This is a genomic window from Cohnella sp. 56, assembly GCF_037963805.1.
Taxonomy (GTDB): Bacteria; Bacillota; Bacilli; order Paenibacillales; family Paenibacillaceae; genus Cohnella.
Genome location: NZ_JAZDQE010000010.1, coordinates 118679 through 138359 on the forward strand (window position 1 = coordinate 118679; position 19681 = coordinate 138359).

A 19681-nucleotide genomic window follows, 5' to 3' on the forward strand; every position below is an offset into this window, starting at 1 on the left:
GGAGGAGAACGAGATGGCCACATTCGAGATTGACGGCGACGGCTTTGCGTTGGACGGCAAGCCGATTCGTCTCATCAGCGGCGCGATGCACTATTTCCGCATCGTGCCGGATTATTGGGAGGATCGCCTCCGCAAGCTGCGGGCCTGCGGCTTCAACGCGGTCGAGACCTATGTCGCATGGAATCTTCACGAGCCGCAGGAGGGCCGATTCGTCTTCGAGGGCATCGCGGATGTCGAGCGATTCGTGCGGCTGGCGGGCGAGCTGGGGCTTCACGTCATTTTGCGCCCAAGCCCTTATATATGCGCGGAATGGGAATTCGGCGGTTTGCCCGCCTGGCTGCTCGCCGACCCCGAGCTGCGGCTGCGGTGCAGCGATCCCAAGTTTCTGGCGAAGGTCAGAGCCTATTACGACGAGCTGCTGCCGCGGCTGAAGCCGCTGCTATGCACGGCGGGCGGCCCGGTCGTCGCGCTGCAGATCGAGAACGAATACGGCAGCTACGGAAACGATTTAAATTATTTGAATTTTCTGAAAGACACGATGATCCAAGCCGGGATGGACGTGCTCCTGTTCACCTCGGACGGCTCGGAGGACTATATGCTCCAGGGCGGCACACTGCCGGGAACGCTGGCGACGCTGAACTTCGGCTCGAACCCGGAGCAGGCGTTCGCGAGGCTGCTCGCCTGCCGGCCTGAATCGCCGCTCGTCTGCATGGAATATTGGAACGGCTGGTTCGATCATTGGGGCGACGAGCATCACGTACGGGGCTACGCGGATGTCGTCGACGTGCTGGACCGCATGCTTGCGGCCGGCGCTTCGGTCAACTTTTACATGTTCCACGGCGGGACAAACTTCGGCTTCTACAACGGGGCGAACCATATCGAGTTCTACGAACCGACGGTGACGAGCTACGACTACAATGCGTTATTGTCCGAATCGGGCGATCCGACGGACAAATATTGGGCGATCCGCGACGTAATCGGCCGGTATTCGGAGCTGCCCGACATGCCGCTGCCTGTCGCATCGCCGAAGCGGAGCTACGGGGAAGTGCGGATGACGGAGCGCGCTCCGCTGTTCGCGTCGTTCGACCGGCTCGGCACGGCCATAGCGTCCGTCTATCCCGAGACGATGGAGCGGGTCGGTCAGGATTACGGCTTCCTCTGGTACGAGACGGATGTATTCGGTCCGCGCGAGCGGTGCGAAATAATCGTGCAGGACGTTCGCGACCGGGCTTCGATCTATCTCGACGGACAGTTCGCGGGCGTTGTCGAACGGTGGGGGAGCGATGCCGTCACCGCCGATATTCCCGCAGGGGGGGCGAAGCTCGGCATTCTGGTGGAAAATATGGGGCGCATCAATTACGGCTCGCGGCTGCGGGACGTCAAGGGGATTACGGAGGGCGTCAAAACCGGTGCGAAGCTGTACAATCACTTCCTGTTCAACTGGACGCTTCGCCCGCTGCCCCTGGACGACCTGTCGGGACTTGTCTACGAGCGCTGCGAGACGAACGGTTCGAGACGCGATGAACCGGCTTTTTATCGGGGGACGTTTACGGTTGACGAGCCGGCGGACACGTTCCTGAAGCTCGAAGGCTGGACGAAGGGCGTCGCTTATATCAACGGATTTAATCTCGGCCGCTATTGGGAGCGCGGTCCGCAGATGACGCTGTACGTGCCGGCGCCGCTGCTGCGGGCGGGCGTCAACGAGCTGGTGCTCTTCGAGGTGCACGGTACGGCTCGCCCGGTCGCGCTGCTGCAGGATGTCGCGGAGCTGGGGTAACGGTCGGAAGAAGGAGGAATTACGGTGAGGGTCGGCATTATCGGGTACGGAACCCGCATTCATTATTTTCTGGATCGGCTGCTGGAGTTGGAGCAAGGGGTGCACGTAACGGCCGTCGCCGACATCAATGTCGGCAAAGCCAGAGCGATGCTGGGGCAAAAGGGAAGCGCGGCCGCAGGTATTCGCTACTATGAGCGCGCGGACGACATGCTGGCGGCAGAGGAGCTGGACGGCGTCATGATCGGCACCCGCTGCGCGCTGCACACCGAGATGGCGATCAAGGTAATGGCGCGCAACCTCCCGCTGTTCCTCGAGAAGCCCGTCGGCATCACGCTGGATGAACTGGCGAAGCTTCGCAGGTCGTCGGCCGGCTCGTCGTCCGAGGTCGTCGTCTCGTTCCCGCTGCGCAATACGCCGGCGGCGCTGCTCGCTAAGGAGATTATCGATTCTGGCCGTCTCGGCTCGATCGAGCATGTGCAGGCGGTCAACAACGTGCCGTACGGCGGCGTCTATTACCACGACTGGTACCGCAATGAAGCGGAGACCGGCGGGCTGTTCCTGCAGAAGGCGACGCATGATCTCGACTGCCTGAACTTCCTGCTCGGCATGGAGCCGGTGGCGGTGGCGGCGATGGAGTCGAAGCGGGTGTTTACGGGCGACAAGCCGGCGGGACTGCGCTGCGGCGACTGCGACGAGTATTATACATGTCCGGAAAGTCCGTACGTGCTGAAACACGTCGCGCAGGCGGAATCGACCGGCGACGGCTGCGCCTTCGCGGTCGACACGGGCAACCACGACTCCGCCAGCATTCTGATCCGCTACGAGACGGGGATGCATGCCGTCTATTCGCACAACTTCTATGCGCGGAAGGGAGCCGGACGGCGCGGCGCGCGGCTTATCGGCTACAAAGGCACGGTGGAGTTCGACTGGTATCGTGACGAAGTGAAGGTGTTCATGCACCACACGCCGCGGACGGAAACGTACAAGCTCGAAGCGGCGAAGCTGCCGCACTTCGGCGGCGATTCGGCGCTTGCGGCCAACTTCCTTCGCGTCATGCGCGGCGAGGAGCGCTCGGCGACGCCGCTTGCCGTGGGCATCTCCAGCGCGCTGCTGTGCCTCAGGGCGGAGCAGGCGGCGAAAACCGACGTCTACCGGACGATCGTTCTGGACGACGGGCAAGGAGCCGTCTCATGAGCGGCCGCCGCGACGCCCATACAATTGTCGCGCACGACGCTTACGACGGCAGGCACTACGGCGCCGTGCATACGCCGGTCTACGACACCAGCCTGTTCGCCTTCCCGACCGTAGCCGATATGGACCGGGCGGACGGCGACACGGGCAGCTTCATCTATTCGCGCGGCAACAACCCGACCGTCCGCGCGCTCGAGTGCAAGCTCGCGGAGCTGGAGGGCGGCGAGGACGCCCGCTGCTTCGCGACCGGCATGGGAGCGATCTCGGCGGCCGTGCTCGCCTCCGTACAGGCGGGCGACCATATCGTCTGCGTCGATCAGGCTTACGGCCCTGCCCGGCGTCTCATCGGCGACTATGTTCGCCGCTTCGGCGTCGAAGCCGACTTCGTGGACGGCGCCGATGTTGCCGCGATCGAAGCGGCCTATCGGCCGAATACGAAGCTGCTCTATCTCGAGAGCCCGACGAGTCTCATGTTCGAGCTGCAGGATTTGTCCGTCTGCGCGGCGTCCGCACGCGCGCGCGGCATCCGCACGATCGTTGACAATACATGGGCTTCGCCCGTCTTCCAGCGGCCGCTTGAGCTCGGCATCGATCTCGTCGTCCATTCGCTGACGAAGTACGTCGGCGGCCACAGCGATGCGCTCGGCGGGGTCGCCATCGGCAGCGCCGCCGCGATCGCCGCACTGAGCGGTCGCGAGCTGGTGCTGCTCGGCGCGGTGATGCTGCCGCAGACGGCCGCGCTGCTGCATCGCGGGCTGCGGACGCTGCCGCTGCGCATGGAGCGGCATCAGGCCGGTGGTCTCGCGGTCGCCGCCTACCTGGAATCGCTGCCGTTCGTCGACCGTGTCCATTGCCCCGGTCTGGCATCGCACCCGCAGCATGCGCTGGCTCGCGCGCAGATGAGCGGCTGCGGCGGCCTGCTCTCGTTCGAGGCGGGCGCCGATCGGGAGCGGCTCGCCCGCTTTGTCGATGCGCTGCGCTGCTTCCGCATCGGCTTCAGTTGGGGCGGCTACGAGAGTCTGGTCAGCCTGCAGGAAGGGAGACGCAGCACACCGCGCCAGGGGGTACCGGTCGTGCGCCTGCACATCGGCCTCGAGTCGCCGGACGAGCTGATCGGCGATCTCGCGCAAGCGTTCCGCGCGGCGGGCTTTGTTGCGGCAGACGCCCGGGGCGAGAGCGCGGGCGGCGGCGGCGCGAACGGCGACTAACGGCAACTAACGGCAACTAACGGCAACAGGGCGAGGTGGCGGCGTCGGCGCGAAGCCGCATGCGCTTTTTTAAGAATTATTTAATATTCACCCTCCGATTCGTTTAAAAAGTGTGTCCTATTCTTGTTGTATAGAGAATTAGGAGGACACCGTACATGAAATCGAAACTGTGGCTGCTGCTGCTCGCGCTCGTACTCTGCTATACCGTGGCCGTGCACAAGGGGGATATGCTAAGCGCGGCGCAGCGCCTATGGGGGCATCCGTCCGGAGCGGCAGAGACCGTGAACGGCGCAGGCACGATCGATGCCGGCCAGGAGACAAAGGGCGGAGATGACGAGGCGACAGAAGAAGAAACGAAAGAAAAGGAGGAGAAAGAAGGCGGCCTCGTGCTGGCCGCCGACCATCTGTACAGCTCTCATGCGATCCTGGTCCGGCTCGACGACGGCAAGACGCTGATGGAGAAAAAACAAAACGAGCGTGTGTATCCGGCCTCGCTCACCAAGATCATGACGGCGATCCTCGCCATCGAGCGGATCCCGGACCTGTCGACACCGATCACGCTGGATCCGGACATGTTCGCGAAGCTGCAACAGGAAAACGCATCGGTGGCGGGCTTCCTCCCCGGCGAGCGCGTGAGCGCGATCGATCTGCTCTATGGCGTGATGCTGCCGTCGGGCGCGGATGCCAGCATCGGACTTGCGACGCATATCGCAGGGTCGGAGAAAAAGTTCGCCGCGCTCATGAACAAAAAGGCAAAATCGCTCGGCATGAACAACACGCACTTTGCGAACGCGACCGGCCTTCACGATCCGAATCATTATACGACGGTCCGCGACCTCTCGGTGCTGCTCGCCTACGCGCTCAAGAACGATACGTTCCGCGAAGCGTTCACAGCTTCAAGATATTCCACGAGGTCAACGAAGCTGCATCCGGACGGCATCACGCTGAACAGCACGATGTTCGACGAGCTGCCTACGAACCGGTTCGACGGCGGCGAGATCGTCGGCGGCAAGACGGGTTACACGGAGAAGGCCGGCTTGTGCCTCGCCAGTCTCGGACGCAAGGACGGACGCGAATACATCCTGATCACGACCGGCGCCAAGGGCAATCATCGGACGGCTGCCTACAACGTCGCGGACGCGCTCGCCGTCTACGGCGAATTAGGCAATACGCTCTGATATCCGCTACAATGAGAGTTGCAAAGGAGCGATGCGGCCGATGAACAACGCCACCATACTGATCGCGGACGACGAGCGGGAGATCGCCGATCTGATCGCGCTTCATCTGGAAAAGGAAGGGTATCGAACCGTTCAAGCCTTTGACGGCGTCGCAGCGGTTCGTGCGATCGAATCGAAGTCCGTCGATCTCGCGATTCTGGACATCATGATGCCCGGCATGGACGGCTTCGAGGTCGTCCGGCACATCCGCGAGCGTCATCGGCTGCCCGTCCTGTTCGTCAGCGCCAAGACGTCCGACTTCGACAAGATCGCGGGCCTCGTCATCGGTGCGGACGATTATATGACCAAGCCGTTTAATCCGATGGAGCTGGTCGCCCGCGTGCAGGCGCTGCTGCGGAGATCCCGGAGCCTCAGCCAGACCCGGACGGACGAGCCGGTCACGATCGTGTCGGGCGGGCTGACGATTATTCCCGAACAGCGCCATGTGAGCATTTACGGCGAGACGATCGAGCTGACGCCCAAGGAATTCGACATTTTGTGCCTGCTGGCCAGCCATCCGAAAAAGGTATTCGGGGTCGAGCAGATTTTCCTGCAAGTATGGGGCGAGGCCTATTACGAGGTCGGCAACAACACGGTCATGGTCCATATCCGCACGCTGCGCAAGAAGCTCGGCGAGGACAAGAACAAGGACAAGTGGATCAAGACGATCTGGGGAGTGGGATACACGTTTAATGGTTAGCGGCATCAGCTTTCGTTCCAAGATGGTCGTGTTGTTCGGTCTGAGCATGCTCGTATCCGGCTTGATCACTTTTTTATTTTACAAAGGGCTGCAGGCTTACTATCGCCAGAACGCGTTCTACGGCGATTCTTTGAGTTTTTTCCGCAGCGCGATGCGGTCGATCGGCGACATCAACGTGTTTTTGGTCATTTTTATTCCGCTCTCCATCCTGTTCTTTTTCTTGTTCACCAAGCCCTACGCCAACTACTTCGACCGGATCTCGGGCGGCATCCATCGCCTCGCGGTCGGCGACTTCGACACGCCGGTGCGGATCTCCTCACAGGACGAATTCCAGACGATCGCCGAGGACATCAACATGGCCGGAGAAAAGCTGCGGGAAGCGATCGCGCGCGGCGACTTCGCGGAGTCGACCAAGGACCAGCTCGTGCTGAACCTGGCCCACGACTTGCGGACGCCGCTCACGTCGGTGCTCGGCTATCTGAACTTTATGCTGCAATCGGACAACTTGACGGAGAGCCAGATCCGGCATTATACGACGATCGCCTATACGAAGTCACAGCGGCTCGAGCGGCTGATCGACGAGCTGTTCGAGATCACGCGGATGAACTACGGCATATTGCCGGTCAAAAGAGAGCCGATCAACCTCGGCGAGCTGCTCGTCCAGCTGAGCGAGGAGCTGTATCCGGTGTTCGAGAAAAACGGGCTTGCGGTGCGCGCGGACATCAAGACCGATCTGGACATTCGCGGAGACGGCGAGCAGCTCGCCCGCGTCTTCGAGAATCTGCTCAGCAATGCGGCCCGCTACGGCACCGACGGCCAGTATATCGACATTAGCGGAGTGTGGGAAGACGAAGCAGCGGTCATCCGCGTTGACAATTACGGCGACCGCATTCCGGAGGACGAGCTGCCGCGGCTGTTCGAGATGTTCTTCACGGGCGACCGCGCGCGCACGCAGCGGGAGGGCGGCACGGGCGTCGGTCTGTACATCGTCAAAAATATCGTGGAGCGTCACGGCGGGTCGGTCGAAGCAGAGAGCGGACCGGTCGTGACCCGCTTCACGGTGCGTCTGCCGAAGGGATGAGCCCGCGGCGCGCTCCGTCAATCCGCGGTCGCCGCCAGCGCGAACCGGATCGAGCGGCTGATCGCCGCCGGCAGCACGCTGACATGCTCCTCGTCGGCGAATCGCACCAGCTCGGCCGTCCAGGCCGAATCGACCTGCCGAAGCCCGCCCAGCCGGTTGTGCAGCGATACGGCGTCCGCTACCATATGCGCCAGCTCGTCCGCGCCGACCATCATCAACAGCCGGCTGCGCTTGCCGGCGTCCGCGCGTCCGGCGAACGCCTCCATCTCCCGCAGGACGGCATAATCCCCCCACCAGATCGACGGGCTGCCTGCCGCATAACCTGCGAACTGCGCGCTTCCGGCGAAAAAAGCGTGAAGCGCGAGCAGCCCGCCGAGCGAATGGCCGTACAGCGTCCGCCGCCCGGGATCGGTCTTGAAGCGGCCGTCGACGAACGGAATCAGCTCGCGTTCGATGAAGCCGAGGAACAGATCGGCGCCGCCGTGCTCCGGCCAAGGCCGCCCGTCGGGCCGCTCGGGCAGCGTCCCTCCGGCGGCCGGCATCGTGAAGTCGTAGCAGCGCCGCGTCATATCGAACGGCTCGCGCGAAGGATAGCCGATGCCGACGACGACGGCGGGATCGTAGCCGTGCGGGCGGCGCGTCTGCAGCCGCACGGCTTCGGCCATCGTGAGAAAGGTGGCGTCCGCGTCGAGCGCGTACAGCACCGGGTAGCCGCGCGCCGGCGGTTCATCCGCCGGCAGCGCGATCTTGATTACGTATTCCCGCCCGTTGGCGCGCGCCGTCAACGTATGCTCGGCGATGCCCGCCATGCGGAGCCCGTCCGCTGCCGCGCCGCTCATGGCGCGAGCAGCCCGACCGTCTGGTCGATGACTTTGCCGCTGGCGATCAGGCCGCCGCTCAGCCACGATTCGTCGACCACCTCGTACGTATGGCCTTCCTTGACCTGCTTCATGTTTTTCCAGAGCGCGCTGTCGGTCAACTCCTTCACGAATGCGTCGCCGGAGTGAGAGTCGTTGACGAGGAAAATATAGTCGGCGTCCAGGTCGGGCAGCAGCTCGAGCGACATGTCCGCACTGCTCTCCTTCTCCACCGGCTTCACTTTGCCGAAGCCGAGATCGTGCGCCAGCACGTAGCCGCCGAAGTAGTCGCCGCCGACCAGGAACATTCCTTTGGCGTTGAAGCGGATGATCGCCGCTTTTTTGCCCTCGGCGAGCGCGCCGAGCTTCTGCTTCGCTTCCTCCGCCTTGGCGCGGTAATTCTCCAGCGCCTTCGTCGCTTCAGCCTCCCGGCCCAGCAGTGCGCCGAGCTGCCCGATCGAGCTCGTCAGATCGGTAGCCGCGTTGTTGAACACATACGTCGGCGCGATTTTCGAATACTGCTCGTACACGCCGTTCTCCGCATAATACGAATTGTTCAGCACGATCAGGTCCGGCTTGTAGCCCATGACGGTTTCCGGCGAAGGCAGTCCGCCCGAGAAGTCCGCCTTCGGGACGCCGGCGAGCTGGTCCTGCAAGTAATCCTGGACGTTGCTCCCGTTCGCCCACTGCGCGACGGGCACGACGCCCAGCGAGAGCAGGGAGTCCTCCATGGAAGGCGCGAAGATGCGGGCCGGCACGGCGGGCAGCGTCAGCTCGTGGCCGAGCTCGTCCTTGAACACGCGCGGATATTCGGCCTGCGAGGCTGTCGCCGAGGCGTCGGCGACAGCGGAGAGCGATGCGGATGCACTCGCAGGCGCGCTCGCGGAAGCCGAGGCGCTTGCGGATGGCGAAGCGGCGGACGCGCTAACGTCTTTGCCGTTGCCGCAGCCGGACAAGGGCAGCGCCGCGAGCGCTGCGGCCAATGCGATCGACCTGCATGCCGATCGGGTGTTCAGAAGCTGTCGGTACGAAGCTAACAAAATAAATCCCCCTCTAAGTGATAATAATTCTCATTTAATGATTATAGGACGACACTTTAGAGGGGGCCATGGACGGAATTCGGCATGTCGCTTGTACTTTTTCCGGTTAACAGGAGCGACATATCGTCCGCCATCCGGTCGACGGATGTTGCCGAATATTCGTACCACGGATCGGAGGGGAGCGGGTATACGCGCGCTTGTCTGACCGCGCGCAATGCGCGCCAGCGCGGCTCATGCTGAAGCCCCAGCCATGCGGTCCGGGTATCCGCATCCGGACAGACGAACAGCAGGAGCCCGTCGGGATCGAGCCCGCAGAGCGTCTCCAGGTCGATCCGCTTGTTGTACAACTGCTCCCCGGAATAAGCCGCCGCGAGTCCGAGATCGCGGTACACGACGTCCCGGATGCCGCAGTTGCAATACAGGAACAGCGCATCCCCGTACATCCGGACCGCGGCGAACGTATTCGCTCCGACGATGTCGCGGACGCGGGGACGCAAGCCCGCAATCTTGTACTCGTAGGCCGCGATCCACTGCTCGCAGTGCTCCGTGCGGTCCGCGAACGCGGCGATCTCCCGCAGCTGCGCGCGCCAGTCGTCCTGTCGTTCGGGCGCGAACCAGGGCAGCGCCCATTGGTCCAGCTCGGGCAGGAAGCGCTCGACCAGATGCCGCTCGTGGCCGACGACGGCGTCCGGCCGCGCCCGGATCAGTCCGTCGAGGCTGCGGGCCTGATTGTCGTCGCCCGGCATCAGATGCACGTCCACCTCCGATGCGTGCCGCTGATAGTAATAGGCGCTCCACTTGGCATGCAGCGGCGCGGCCACAGGCACGATGCCGAGCGCGAGCAGGTAGCCCGTGGCCGTCGCGGAGAGCGCCGCGAACCGCCGTTTGCCGCGCCGGGGATAGGCGGAGGGCGCCATGCCGACCGCCTTCTTGAACTTGCGGCTGAAGTAGTACTCGTCGCTGTAGCCCACGCTGCGCGCGATGTCGCGCAGCTTGTCGTTCGTCTCGCGCAAATATTGCTTGGCGCGGTTCATGCGCAGCTCGGTCAAGTAGTCGATGGGACGCTGGCCGTATCGTTTCTTGAACAGCTCGCCCAAGTATTTGGGACTCAAGCCGACGAGCTCGGCCATCCGCTCCACGGACAGATCCTCCGCATAATGCTCGGCCATATAGACGCGCAGCCTGGCGATGAGGATGTCCGAAGGGGCCGACCGGGATTCGCCGCTGTTCGCCTCGCGGATCATCTCGCAACCTACTCTCCATTCGTTTAATTGAGAACGATTATCAATATTATAAATGGATGTCCCTCCAAATACAACGCCCGATACGACTGAGCGTACCGGGCCGATGCCGATCCAATATCAAGACAATTGCGCCATGTCGGTCAGCGCGCCGATGAATACCGGCAGCTTCGTCGCATTGTCGACGATCGCGTAGACGAACGGACGGTTCAGCTCGATGACGATCGGTTCGACAGCGCGCGCGGACGTCGCTGCGATTCCGACCTCGGTGACCGCCGCCGCCTTCGTGCCCTTCTCGTCGACCGAGATGAATGTTTTGTGCACGACTTCGCTGATGTACAGATTGCCGTCCGCCGCCTTGCCCATACGGTTGAAGTCGGCCCGTCCCGGCTCGAAGGCATCGGTCATGCCGAACGCTGCGAGCGTTTTTTTCAACTCATGCGAGTCGCGGTACTCGAACTTGGGCAGCGATGCCCGCACGTCCGCGGACTGCTCGCTGTCCATGAGCTTCAGCCACGAAGCGCCGGTCAGCGAGCTCACGTAGGTGCCGATCGGCGTCCCGGCCGCGGGCAGCACGGCGGCGAAGCTGAAGCGCCCACCCGCATACGGGCGGATGAATCCGACCGCATGACCGTCCGTCACATAGACGTTCTCGGCGGAGTTCATCATCTGTACGTCCCGTCTCTCTCCGTTGGCGGCGGCGAACTTGCCGTCATGCACGTTGCGGCTGTCGTAGGGCCGTTCCCAGTCCGCATCGAAGGCGACGGCATTGATGAGATACATTTGCGCCTCCGGAGGAATCTCGGCCAGTATCTTCGGGATCATTCCCTTCGTCCGGTCGGACACCCAGCCGTTGATATCGGCCACCGTGCGTTCGTCGAACTTGGCTTTGTAGGCAGGGGCACCGTAGTAATCGGCGGTCCGCTGGAGAAAATCGGGAGAGATCGCGAGGCGCTCCGCATCGTCGCGCAGCCAGATGGAGTTGCCGAGCGACAGCTCGCTGTGCCCGCCGTCGCCCTGAAGCGCCGCGGAATAGTCGTGCAGGTAGGCGTCGAGCTCGGCGATCGGCATGCCGCCGCCGAGCGTCCGCTCCATCTGCGCCAGCGTATCGCCGTCCGCGCCGCCCGCCGTCATGCCGAGCGCCAGCATGACCGACAGCGGGGAGACGAGCGTGTTGGCATTATCGGCATAGCTCTTCTTGAACAGATCGACGGCAAAGTCGGCCGCGCTGCCCGTAAATACGGCGTCGGCTTGTTTGCCGTTGACGGGCCGGGGCTTGAAGCTGCCGCTCAGATCGGTCGCCTCCACCTTCCGCTGACCGTCTGTCGCAGGCAGGACGAGCGCCGTCGTCAGCGCGATCGCGCCTGCCAGTATGACCGCCGACCCTGCATACCATCTTTTTTTGATTTTCGTATCCATCCCAATTCCCCCCGCATGAGCACGTCTTTCCATTCAAGACGTGTGTTGCGGTGCGATTGTTGCGACGGTGCGCACGGCGTACGAACCGGACTGCGTGCTGGACTGCGTGCTGGACTGCGAGCCGGACTGCGTGCCGGACTAGGTGCCAGACTACGTGACAGATTGTCGTCCGACCAGATGATGATACAGTCCCTGGCGCTCCAGCAGCTGCTCATGGGTCCCGCTCTCGGCCACCGCGCCTTGATCGAGCACGACGATCAGGTCCGCCTGCCGGATCGTGCTGAGCCGGTGGGCGATGATCAGCATCGTCCGGCCTTGGCGCATCTCGTCCATGTTGCGTTGGATGATGCGTTCGGATTCCGTATCGAGGGCGCTGGTCGCCTCGTCGAAGATCAGAATGCGCGGATCGTTCATGAGTGCGCGTGCGATGACGATGCGCTGCCGCTGGCCGCCGGACAGCCGGATGCCGCCTTCGCCGATCATCGTGTCGTAGCCGAGCGGCAGCGCTTCGATGAATTCGTGCGCGCCCGCGAGCCGTGCCGCCCGCTCGATGTCCTCGCAGGGGGCCTGCTCGCCGCCCGCCGCGATGTTATCCCGCACGGAGCCGCGGAACAGCATCGTGTCCTGCTGCACGACGCCGACCTGCCTGCGTATGGAGGCGGCATGGGCCTCCCGCAGCGGATAGCCGTCGACATAGATCGTGCCGCCGGACGGCTCCAGCAGCTTGAGCAGCAGGTTCGCGATCGTCGACTTGCCGGAGCCGCTCCGTCCGACGAGCGCCACCGTCTGTCCGGGCTTCAGTTCCAGATCGAGATTTTGCAGGATCAGCTTGCCGCCCCGGTAATATTGGAACGACACCCGCTCGAAGCGGACATGGCCTTGAATAGCGGGCAGCATCCGCATCTTGTCCGGCTGCGGGTGCTCGGGCGTCGACTCGAATACGTCGTTCAGCCGCTCCATGGACACCCGCGCCTCGGCGATCTCGCCGCTCCGCTGGGAGATCATCTCCAGCGCATACAGGAAGGACGTGAACAGGACGGTATACGCGACGAGCCCGCCCTCGGTGAGCCGCCCGTCCAGCACGTACCGGGCGCCGAAGTAGAGGAGCGCCACCTGGCCGAGCGAGCGGAGGCCCGCAGCGGCCGCCCGCGCCGTCGCTTCGATCCGGTTGCCTTCCAGACGCAGCGCGAGCAGCCGGTTCAGCTTGGTCATCAGCTTGCGCCTCACGCTTCGTTCCATGGACAATCCTTTGACGACTGCGATCGTCTGCACGGCTTCTACGATCTGCGTCTGAGATTCCCCGTCCGCGATGAGCTGCCGGCGCAGGTTCCGCCGCTGTCTGGGCAGCAGGTATGCGTACAGCCCGATATAGAGCGGGATGAGCGACAACGAGACGACCGCGAGCCCCGCCTGGTAATACGCCATCAGCGCGCCGTATACGAGCAAGGTCAATACGTCCAGGCACAGCTCGACGGCATGATCGGTGAGCACCCGCCGGAGCTTCTCGTTCTCGTGGACCCGGGTCAGAATATCGCCGGACGTACGCCGGGCGAAGTAGGCATATGGCAGGCGGAACAGTTGCCGGTAGAAATTGTCCATCATCGACCGGTCGACCGCATTCGCGAGCCGTCCGAGCAGCAGCTGCCGAATGGCGATGCTGGCGACCTGGAAGCAGGCGAGCACGAGCATCGCCACGGCGATCAGACGAAGCAGCGGCCAGTTCGACGCTCCCAATACCCGGTCGAATACTTGCTGGGTCATCACGGGGAACGCGAGAAAGACGGCCTCGATCGCCAGGGCGAGACCGAACGCGGACGCGAGCAGCTTTTTGAACGGGGAAAAGTACCCGAGATAGCGTCGCCACAGCACTTCCCGGTCCGCCAGAGGCGCGAGCGGGCCGGCCGGCTTCAGGTCGATCGCATATCCGGTCCAATGACTGCGCGCCTGATCGAGCGGCACGGTGTCCACATAGCCCAGCGCAGGGTCCGCCACGACAAGGCCGCGTTCGCCGACTTCGTACACGACGACATAGTGATTGCCGTTCCAATGCGCGATAAAAGGCGTCGTCAGCTCATGCGCGAGCGAGATCGTCGTCTTCAGCCCTCTTGCCTCGAATCCGAGCGATTCGAGCGTCTCGACAAGCCCGAGCATCGACGTGCCTTCGGCGCCGACGTCGCAGCGCTCGCGCATCCGGTTGACGCCGGCATGCAGCCCATAATAGCGGGCGATCATCGTCAGACATGTCGGCCCGCAGTCCATCTCGCTCTGCTGCATGAGCGCCGGGTATTTGCGGCGCCAGCGCCATGCCTTCAGCGGATTGACGGCGGGCCTGGCTACCGGCGAGAGATCGGCAGCCTCGTCCGGACGGCCCGGTACGGATTCGGGCTCCGCCTGTTCCGGCGCCGTATCTTGAACCATCGCCCGGGACGAATAATGGGCGGAGATGCGGCGCATCGATTCGAGCAGGAGCGGATAGCGGCCGACGAGCGCCTCGAAGTCCGTCTTGGAGAGGCGGAACGCCGTCACCGGCTCGGCCGCCCGGATCGTCGCGCGGCGCGGCTCTCCCGTGAGGAGCGCCAGCTCCCCGAAGAAGTCGCCCGCATACAGCCGGTTGACGACCTGCGCATCCGGATCTTTCTCCACATACGCCGAGCCGGTCTTCAGAATGTAGAAGGCGTCTCCGTCATCTCCCTCGCGGACGAGGAGGGCGCCAGGCTCGTACGCGCGGACCTCCAGCCGGTCGAGCAGCGAACGAAGCGCGGCGTGATCGACATGTGCGAGCACGGTGTTGTTCTTGAGAAAGGAGCGGATCACGTCCGAAGCGATATATTCGCGGAAATAGCTGTCGATCGCCGGATGCTGCTCGACCATCTCCCGGAACTGGCGGCGGTCGATCCGCAGCGCTTCCAGATCGGTCGAAGCGCGGATGATCAAGGTCGACCCGGACTCGTCGCCGAGCAGTCCATGCTCGCCGAAGTGCTCGCCCGGCCGCAGCAGGCCGAGATTCGTTTCTTTTCCTGCGGCGCCGATGGCGATCTTGCGGGCGTCGCCGGACAGGATGATGTAGAATGCGTCCGGCGAGTGCTCGCGGCTGACGATCGACTGTCCCATCGCATACGCGACGGGCCGGAACTGACCGGCCAGCAGCTGCCGTTCTTCCGGCGTGAATACATCGAAGAGCGGCAGACGGCTTAAAGCATCCAAGACATTGTCGTTCACGGTGTCTGTTCCTTTCCTGCGCTCTGGACAATCTCGTCGATCTCGAGCGTGCGGCCGTACGCTTCCAGCTTGTCGCGAAAAATCCGCTCGCGGATATCCGCCTCCGTCTTTCCGTCCAACTCGGCCGGATACAGCGCCTCCACCAGATAAAGCATGTATTCGCGTCTGCGCTCGAACGGGCCGACAACGTCGCCCGCAGACGCATGGAATACCGCTGCCGCCGCTTCCGGATCCAGCTCGCCGCGGCCGATGAGGCCGACGTATCCCCCCGACTTGGCGCTCGCCGCATCCGACGAGTACGACCGAGCGAGCGCGTGGAAGTCCGCGCCTTCCTCCATCCGGAACAGCAACTCCTGGGCGATGCCGTATTCCGCCGTCGCGATGACCGAGATCTCGGCGCGATCGAACAGGTGGGAGCATTCGAGAAAATGGAGCCGGATCTCCTCGGCCGTCACGAGCCGGGAAGCAAGCGCCGCCCGCAGCGCTTGCGGCTTCAGCATAGCGGCGAGCTCGTCCAGCGTCATGTCCCGGGCTTGCAGCCAGGCCACGGTATGCTCTGCCGTAAACAAGCCGTGCGCGCGGCGGAACCGGACGAGCAGCTCCTGCAGTCCTGCGGCGTCGGCCGCCAGTCCGAGCGCTTCCGCCCAGCATTCGAGCGCCAGATCCTCCCGGCAGCGCTCGATCGCCGCCAGCGAGACGTCCGCGCGGAGCCTGTGAAGCAGCTGCCTCAGGGTCAGCGTCCGGTTATGGACGCGCATCAGGCTTACGGTCGACGTATCCACAGTCGTTTCATCTCCACTATCGCTTCATCTTTACTCGTTTCATTGCTGCGGTCGGCCGTGCTTATGGCCGTATTTTATCATCCGCAGCGGCGGGCGCGGAGAAACTTAATCAAAACTTAAAACAAGTCCTATATAATGGCTATGGCATGACGCTAACAGAGGAGGGGAACCCGAAATGACGGATAAGAACGAGAAGAAGCCGGGCGAGGAAGCGGTCCTGGAGCTGCACGATCTGGCGCAGGAAGCGTCCGAGGAACAACTGAAGGACGTGCTCGGCGGAGATCTGATGACCAGCTCCAGACCGATCGTCAAGAAGGTCGTCATTCGGCCTTAATCTTGAAAAGCGCATGAAAGCCCTAAGCCGGTAGCTGCCGGCTTGGGGCTTTTCGGCATGTTTATAGCTTTGCGGGTGTGGGGGGAAGCGCGCGGCATAAGTGTCAGGGCGCGGCTACAGGAGCGGGCGCATGCTGCAAGCGAGAAAAGCACTGTTACTCAAGTGACGAGTGTGCGGGACCGTGCTGCAAGCGCGAAATGCGCCGCTACAGGAGCGCCCGCCCGCTGCAAGCGAGAAATGCAGCGCTACAGGAGTGGCGAGTGTGCGGAACCGTGCTGCAAGCGAGAAAAGCGCGGCTACAGGAGCGGGCGCCCGCTGTAAGCGAGAAAAGCACCGCTACAGAAGTGACGAGTGTGCGGAACCGTGCTGCTGCAAGCGAGAAAAGCGCGGCTACAGGAGCGCCCGCCCGCTGCAAGCGAGAAAAGCACCGCTACAGAAGTGACGAGTGTACGGGACCGCGCCGCAAGCGAGAAATGCGCCGCTACAGGAGCGGGCGCCCGCTGTAAGCGAGAAAAGCACCGCTACAGAAGTGACGAGTGTGCAGGACCGTGCTGCAAGCGAGAAATGCGCGGTTACAGGAGCGCCCGCCCGCTGCAAGCGCCCAAAACCAATGTTACTGAAGCGACAGCGGCGTCGGATTTTGTGGTCATCGCTCTCTGCCGAACTTGTAGCCGAAGCCGCGGACCGTGACGATATAGGCGGGGTTCGCGGGATCTTTCTCGATTTTTTTGCGCAGATGATGGATATGAACCATCACCGTACGCTCGTCGCTGATGCCGTCGAGCCCCCATATTTTCTCGTACAGCTGCGCGACGCTGAACACCTTTTTCGGATGCTCGAGCAGGTACAGCAGCAGCTGCAGCTCTTTGGCCGGCAGAGACGCCGGCGCGCCGCCTACGAGCACCTCGAGCCCTTCCTTGCGGACGGCCAGCCAGCCGTCGTCCCATACGGCTTCGCCGCCGTCATCTGTCCTGCGGCCCCGGCTGCGCCGCAGCGCGGCCTTCACGCGCGCCACGAGCACCTCGGGCTCGAACGGCTTCGTAATATAATCGTCCCCGCCGATGCCGAGCCCGGCCACGATATCCTGCGGTGCGATCCGGCTCGTCATGAACAGAATCGGCATATCGGAGCGCTCCCGCACGGCCTTCACCAGCTTCATCCCGTCCATGCCGGGCAGCATGATATCGGTGATGAGCAGATCGTATGCCGAGCGTCCCAGCATATCGAGTCCCTGCTCCGCACTCTTCGCCGGATCGACGCGGCAGCCTTCCCGCCGCAGGTAGATGGCCACGAGATCGCGAATATCGGCATCGTCTTCAACCAGCAGTATACGTGTGCTCATGCGATTGACCTCCTTCCGCGTCGCGCGCGAGCGCGGGGAGCGTCAGGAAGAAGTCGCTTCCCGCCCCCGGCCGGCTGCGCGCGCCGATCGTGCCGCCGTGCCGCTTCACGATTTCTTCGCAGATCGCCAGTCCCAGGCCGCTCCCGGCGCCGGCCTGCGTATCCGGCACCCGGTAGCGCCGCTTGAAAATATGGGCCAGCTCGGACTCGGCAATGCCCATCCCGGTGTCGGTCACATGGACCGTGACGCGATCGTCATGCGGATGCTCGCCGGGCCCGTATTCGGCCCATACGGTGATTCGTCCATCGCCAGGCGTATACTTGACCGCGTTCGAGACGAGGTTGGCGAATACGCGCTCGAAGCGCACCGGGTCGAGACGGACGACAATCTCCCGGTCGGGCGGCGGCCACGCATCCGGCTCCTCCCAGATCAGGCCGATGCCGGCTGCGTCGGCGTCGGCCTCGTACCGGCGGCACAAATGGCGCAGCAGAGGGAGCAGGGGCGTCTCCTCGAACCGGAACGGCGCGCCGCCCGCCTTCAGCTCGCTGAGCTCGACGACATTGTCGATCAGCTGCTCGAGGAGCAGGCTCCGTTCGTAGACGCGGCTTGCGTAATGCGGCGCTTCGTCGGCGATGACGCCTGTCATGATCGCCTTCGAGAAGCCTTTGATGGAGGTGATCGGCGTCATCAGATCGTGGCGGACTTCGGCCAGCAGCGCGCTGCGCTCCTCCTCGATCCGGCTCAGCTCCCGATTGCCTTCCTCCAGCTTCCGGTTCAGCGCCTGCAGGGAAGAGGTCCGCTGCCGGATCGTCTCCTCCTGCGACTCGATCGTCTTGCGAAGCTCCGACGTCAGCCATTCGGACTGCGTGATCGCTCTCGTGAACGTCTGCGATACGTTCAGCAGCTGGGTCATCAGGAAAAAAAGCAGCCCGAACGTGACGAGCCCGCCGAACGGAACGAAGCCGGTGTAGTAGAGCACATCGTAAATAACGGATGCGAAAAAGACCGTAAAGCCGACAAAATTGGCCCGCGACCCCGCTCTTCGGCGCAGCGCGGCGCGAACGTATACATACAGGACGTACAGGAAAACGGGCAGCAGCAGCAGCAGAACGTACGGCACCATGTAGAGCGTATACACCTTGGCGGGCGTTACGAGCACGAACGCGGCGAAGGCGGCGAGCGCAGCGCCGAACGCGGGAAATACGCGCCGGATCGCCTCCTGCGGATACTGCTTGTTGACGAAGGCGGCGATCCCGAGAATAGTGACGATCTCCGACCAATATTCCAGCTTGACCCCCCAGTCCCAGGAGAGCCACGGGAGCAGGGCGTAGGCATACGATTCTCCGAGCAGCGAAGAACGGATGCAGATGGCCAGGCAGATCAGCCCGAACCAGAGCGCGGCGAGATCCTTTTTGCGGAACAAGTAGAGGAAAAAGGAGAATACCGCCATAACTGTCAAGCTGCCGGCGGCGAACATCCAGGTCAGCACATTGTTGCGGTGCAGCGAGGCAATCTGCTGCGCATCTCCGAGCTCGATGCCTTCCCAGATGCCGCCGGTGCGCTGTGAAAAGTTGGACACCTGGATCACAAGCTCGTTGTCCCCGGTCCGCGGCACGAAAAAGTAGACGTTCGGATAGCTGCGCGGGATCATGCGGGCGGCGTCCGTGCCGACGGTCCCGATGCCGCCCGCCGGCGCGCCGTTAATCCACAGCCGATAGGCGGAGGCGACATTGTGGACATACAGGCCGAGCGGCTGCGACGAAGCCTCGTTCGACAAGGAGAAACGGATTGTGTACGTCGCGAAGCCTTCGTTGGAAAGGGCGTGTCCGCCTGTCTTGTAGGAATGCCACTCGGCGGGCACGGTGACGGACATCGCGTCTGCCGGAGAGCCGGACGCGAAGTCACCCGGTTCAAGCAGCCGATTCCAGTACAGCTCCCAGGGTCCGTGCAGGTACACGATGCCGTCCTCACGCGGATGCCATAGCTCCGAGTCTCGGGCATCGAGCGACTTCGCCCAAGCGGAGGACGCGCTGCCGCACCCGATCAATAGCCCCATCAGCAAGCAAACGATGTATCTCACGATGCCCACTCCCCGGCCCAAGCTGCGATATGTAAAAATATGCATAATAGAAAAGTGATTTGGCAGACATTATGTCTGGAGTATTATCCTTAAATATGCGGCGGATTTCAAGCGGAAATTCGACATTTTATGAAGAGACGCGCCAGATTGGGGGCGGTACTGAACGCCGTCGGAGCAGGCGACCGTTGCCGTC

General features: G+C 63.1%; 15 protein-coding genes. 7 read left to right on the plus strand and 8 right to left on the minus strand.

From position 1 onward, the window contains the following. Positions 1 to 13: 13 nt before the first annotated feature. The 6 genes from VQ071_RS17875 (at position 14) to VQ071_RS17900 (ending at position 7174) form a co-directional block, all read left to right on the plus strand. Entirely contained in the window at positions 14 to 1777 is a 1764-nt protein-coding gene (locus VQ071_RS17875) for a glycoside hydrolase family 35 protein (protein ID WP_340515472.1), read from the plus strand. 24 nt (positions 1778 to 1801) lie between these two features. After that, positions 1802 to 2971: a Gfo/Idh/MocA family protein gene (locus VQ071_RS17880; RefSeq protein ID WP_340515473.1), complete on the plus strand. Its 1170-nt coding sequence runs from the start codon at positions 1802 to 1804 to the stop codon at positions 2969 to 2971. Next, on the plus strand, positions 2968 to 4176 hold the full coding sequence (locus VQ071_RS17885; RefSeq protein WP_340515474.1) for a trans-sulfuration enzyme family protein: 1209 nt from the start codon (positions 2968 to 2970) through the stop codon (positions 4174 to 4176). Before VQ071_RS17880 ends, VQ071_RS17885 begins: the two co-directional genes overlap by 4 nt. Before the next feature lie 155 nt (positions 4177 to 4331). Next, positions 4332 to 5354 carry a D-alanyl-D-alanine carboxypeptidase family protein gene (locus VQ071_RS17890; RefSeq protein WP_340515475.1) on the plus strand — a complete coding sequence of 341 codons (1023 nt, stop codon included), beginning with the start codon at positions 4332 to 4334 and terminating at the stop codon, positions 5352 to 5354. A gap of 40 nt (positions 5355 to 5394) precedes the next feature. Then, the gene (locus VQ071_RS17895; RefSeq protein ID WP_340515476.1) at positions 5395 to 6093 is read left to right on the plus strand and encodes a response regulator transcription factor; all 699 of its coding nucleotides are present in this window, start codon (positions 5395 to 5397) and stop codon (positions 6091 to 6093) included. Beyond that, positions 6086 to 7174, plus strand: coding sequence for a HAMP domain-containing sensor histidine kinase (locus tag VQ071_RS17900; protein ID WP_340515477.1), 1089 nt, complete (start codon positions 6086 to 6088; stop codon positions 7172 to 7174). Before VQ071_RS17895 ends, VQ071_RS17900 begins: the two co-directional genes overlap by 8 nt. Before the next feature lie 17 nt (positions 7175 to 7191). Here VQ071_RS17900 and VQ071_RS17905 read toward each other — a convergent pair whose 3' ends face one another. From VQ071_RS17905 to VQ071_RS17930, 6 genes are all read right to left on the minus strand, one after another. After that, positions 7192 to 8013: an alpha/beta hydrolase gene (locus VQ071_RS17905; protein WP_340515478.1), complete on the minus strand. Its 822-nt coding sequence runs from the start codon at positions 8011 to 8013 to the stop codon at positions 7192 to 7194. Continuing rightward, a complete protein-coding gene (locus VQ071_RS17910) occupies positions 8010 to 9071 on the minus strand; it encodes an ABC transporter substrate-binding protein (RefSeq protein WP_340515479.1) in 1062 nt (353 codons plus the stop codon). Before VQ071_RS17910 ends, VQ071_RS17905 begins: the two co-directional genes overlap by 4 nt. A 56-nt stretch (positions 9072 to 9127) precedes the next feature. Continuing rightward, the gene (locus VQ071_RS17915; protein WP_340515480.1) at positions 9128 to 10315 is read right to left on the minus strand and encodes an AraC family transcriptional regulator; all 1188 of its coding nucleotides are present in this window, start codon (positions 10313 to 10315) and stop codon (positions 9128 to 9130) included. A 117-nt stretch (positions 10316 to 10432) separates the two neighbouring features. Next, the gene (locus VQ071_RS17920; protein WP_340515482.1) at positions 10433 to 11731 is read right to left on the minus strand and encodes a serpin family protein; all 1299 of its coding nucleotides are present in this window, start codon (positions 11729 to 11731) and stop codon (positions 10433 to 10435) included. Positions 11732 to 11881: 150 nt separating this feature from the next. Continuing rightward, complete coding sequence (locus tag VQ071_RS17925) at positions 11882 to 14950, minus strand: peptidase domain-containing ABC transporter (protein WP_340515483.1); 3069 nt, start codon at positions 14948 to 14950, stop codon at positions 11882 to 11884. Beyond that, a complete protein-coding gene (locus tag VQ071_RS17930; RefSeq protein ID WP_340515484.1) occupies positions 14947 to 15732 on the minus strand; it encodes a peptidylprolyl isomerase in 786 nt (261 codons plus the stop codon). Before VQ071_RS17930 ends, VQ071_RS17925 begins: the two co-directional genes overlap by 4 nt. A gap of 175 nt (positions 15733 to 15907) precedes the next feature. Here VQ071_RS17930 and VQ071_RS17935 point away from each other — a divergent pair, with 175 nt between their 5' ends. Further along, positions 15908 to 16066 carry a hypothetical protein gene (locus tag VQ071_RS17935; RefSeq protein ID WP_340515485.1) on the plus strand — a complete coding sequence of 53 codons (159 nt, stop codon included), beginning with the start codon at positions 15908 to 15910 and terminating at the stop codon, positions 16064 to 16066. A gap of 646 nt (positions 16067 to 16712) precedes the next feature. Here VQ071_RS17935 and VQ071_RS17940 read toward each other — a convergent pair. Together VQ071_RS17940 and VQ071_RS17945 are read right to left on the minus strand one after the other, a co-directional pair. Continuing rightward, positions 16713 to 17408, minus strand: a complete 696-nt coding sequence (locus VQ071_RS17940; protein WP_340515486.1) for a response regulator transcription factor — start codon at positions 17406 to 17408, stop codon at positions 16713 to 16715. Beyond that, positions 17383 to 19488, minus strand: a complete 2106-nt coding sequence (locus VQ071_RS17945) for a sensor histidine kinase (RefSeq protein WP_340515487.1) — start codon at positions 19486 to 19488, stop codon at positions 17383 to 17385. Before VQ071_RS17945 ends, VQ071_RS17940 begins: the two co-directional genes overlap by 26 nt. Positions 19489 to 19681 lie beyond the last annotated feature (193 nt).